The organism is uncultured Aurantimicrobium sp. (assembly GCF_936931525.1).
Taxonomy (GTDB): Bacteria; Actinomycetota; Actinomycetes; order Actinomycetales; family Microbacteriaceae; genus Aurantimicrobium.
The window spans coordinates 1-2454 of sequence record NZ_CAKZII010000188.1; the positions used below are offsets into that span (position 1 = coordinate 1).

At 44.2% G+C, this 2454-nt stretch carries 3 protein-coding genes; 1 reads left to right on the forward strand and 2 read right to left on the reverse strand.

The annotated features are described in order from the left end of the window. Both Q0362_RS09465 and Q0362_RS09470 read right to left on the reverse strand, forming a co-directional pair. A partial coding sequence (locus Q0362_RS09465; protein ID WP_298122872.1) for a dTDP-4-dehydrorhamnose 3,5-epimerase family protein occupies window positions 1-412 on the reverse strand: 412 nt, incomplete at its 3' end. A 221-nt stretch (window positions 413-633) separates the two neighbouring features. Continuing rightward, window positions 634-1959 carry a hypothetical protein gene (locus Q0362_RS09470; RefSeq protein ID WP_298122875.1) on the reverse strand — a complete coding sequence of 442 codons (1326 nt, stop codon included), beginning with the start codon at window positions 1957-1959 and terminating at the stop codon, window positions 634-636. Window positions 1960-2085: 126 nt separating this feature from the next. Here Q0362_RS09470 and Q0362_RS09475 point away from each other — a divergent pair. After that, a partial coding sequence (locus Q0362_RS09475; RefSeq protein ID WP_298122876.1) for a hypothetical protein occupies window positions 2086-2454 on the forward strand: 369 nt, incomplete at its 3' end.

Genomic DNA, 2454 nt, shown 5'->3' on the forward strand with positions numbered 1-2454 from the left:
ATTTGTCGCTAACCAAGTAGTTAACAAATGTGTTTTCTGTCAGAGCAACGAATGCATGACCGAGACCTTCAGAAAGATAAACAGCTTTCCTATTTTGGTCATCGAGAATAACTGAATCCCATTTTCCAAAAGTGGGTGAACCGACACGAATGTCTACGATGAAATCTAAGACAGCGCCAAATGGGCAAGTGACATATTTGGCTTGACCTGGCCCGAGTTCAGCAAAGTGAATTCCTCTGACTACTGCTCTTTTTGAAACTGAAGAATTCGCTTGTTTGAGGTCTAGAGAGTAACCAAGTACTTCTTCTAGCTTGTCTGCCCTGTACCACTCAAGAAATGCGCCTCTGTCGTCTTCAAAGATTTTGGGGGTGACGACAAAGGAGCCTGGGATCGATAAAGGCTGCACTTCCACGTTTCAAGCCTACCAATTCAGTGCTCTGAAGATGGACGAATTCAATTTGCCAGCGCCACAAGAGAAAGTTGAACTTTCTATATGGCGTAGCAAAGTTGTTTGGGCGAGGTTTAGGCCTGAGAAGTGACAACAGAATAACTGCGGACTACCAACAGAACTCTCAGAGCTTCATTATCAATCGGAGAAAACCCCACAATTTCATTCGAAAGCTGGGTTCATTCTCAATCTTTGTTTGCCGCAGTGGTGAAGTTTCGGGTTGCCAGCCAGGAAATCCCGAGTGTTACCAAAGCAATTGCAAATGGGTACCCAGGTATTCCATAGCGGTCTACAGGGGTGTTATTTGCTGCATGAATGAAGATAAAACTCATTGGAATAAGTGCGATTGCAAGAGCTGACCACTTTCGTCTAATCAGCAGTGACAGTGTCAGCAAAGCGAACGCCCCATAAGTTACTTTGTAAACGGGCGGTCCGGCTGGGGCAAGGATTGAGAAAACACTATGGCCTATGAGTGATGGATCTGATAAAACAAAATACCCAGGAGCGTAATCTGTTGTTGGCTTGTTCACATACGCTGTGTCCCACTCTGAATGTAAGAAGCGGAGTCTCATAGCTGCTTCAGAAAAGATTTCATTCTGAGGTTCATACGGATCCACATGGACAATGTCCATCAGAGCTAGAAATCTGACTGCAATGTCGATTGGATTGCCGACCTGAGGGAGGGAATCAGGGCTCACAACCGTCGTTTCATAATTTGCCTGAGTTGCATACGGAGCCTTGAAGCTTTCCCAGCCGGCATACACGACCCGTCCCAGCCCGAAAGAAAATGCAGTCAATAGAACAGCCGCAACAATACCAAGGACAATCTGACGCGTTGAGCTGGTGACTTTCTTGTTTGCAATTCGATTGTTACTCCATCGCCTCACAATATTGATGAAAACAATCAAGATAGGGAACACCGCGAAATACAACCAGCCAACACTAGTTAGGACTGCAATCACATATAGCGAAAGTGTCAGGAGGATCAATCGTCTATCGGTTAATTGCTTGGGTAGTTTTCTCCCCCATTCAACGAAGACCGCAAAACTCGCCAAAATGAAGCAGAAAAACGCCTGTTGGAGAAAATTGCCGCTGTAACTAAAGAACATTGGGTTGAAGATGAAGAGGAGTGCCAACCCAAGCTGGAGATATGTCAACGTTGAGAAACCGGCTGTTCTCTTGAATGCATAAAGCAGCATCCAAACAGAAATTCCCATGAACATTGCTTGAACGGCTTGGACATAAAGTGCACTGTTTCCAGCAAGATGAATCAGCGACAGCAGTACCGGGTAGCCAGGTTCCCGATACCAAATGTAATACTCTGCGAAATCTGGTGTGAAAAGTGACTTTGCACTTGCAACATAGAAGATGCTGTCCACTGTTACTTGGGTTGGGATTGCAAGGATTGAAATAAATGGAACCGTTATTGCAAAAATCCACGCGGACTTCTTGAAAGAAATCTGGGTGTTCCACCAATTTAATTGAAAGAGATTTCTCAACAGATTTTTCATTTCAAAGCCTAGATTCTCTTAACTTTTCGTCCTGCGTCCGCCCAATAAGAATATCCACACTTGCTAAAGGTCCAAGGGCAACGTGCGATACCAACACCTGGCAGGTTACCGTCTTGAGCTTTGATTGTGCAAACGCCCGGAATACATATGAGCGAGAGATACGATTGCATTGAAATGAAAATTCTTTTCTTAAACCATTCGGATTCCAACGAATCCCTCCAAGGTGGTCAACTTGCACTGATTGAACTCGTTCAACAGTGGCAACAGAAGAATTCAGAAATTGAACCTGTCTTTATTTCAATCGGTGATCATGGCAAATTCTCAGAAATTTGCACACAAAATGGTTGGACATGTTTTGTTTTGGCCCTTGACTGGTGGCTGGAGACAAAGGGTTCTCGTAACTACAAATTTAGATCTTCACAATTCCTCTCTGACTTGAGCTCAATAACTCAAATTCGACAAATTATCAATGATGTGAAGCCCTCCATGTGTTTC

Bases quoted from the DNA above. Each gene is read 5' to 3' on its own strand.
- Q0362_RS09470 (WP_298122875.1), bottom strand. From the start codon at position 1,959: ATGAAAAATCTGTTGAGAAATCTCTTTCAATTAAATTGGTGGAACACC.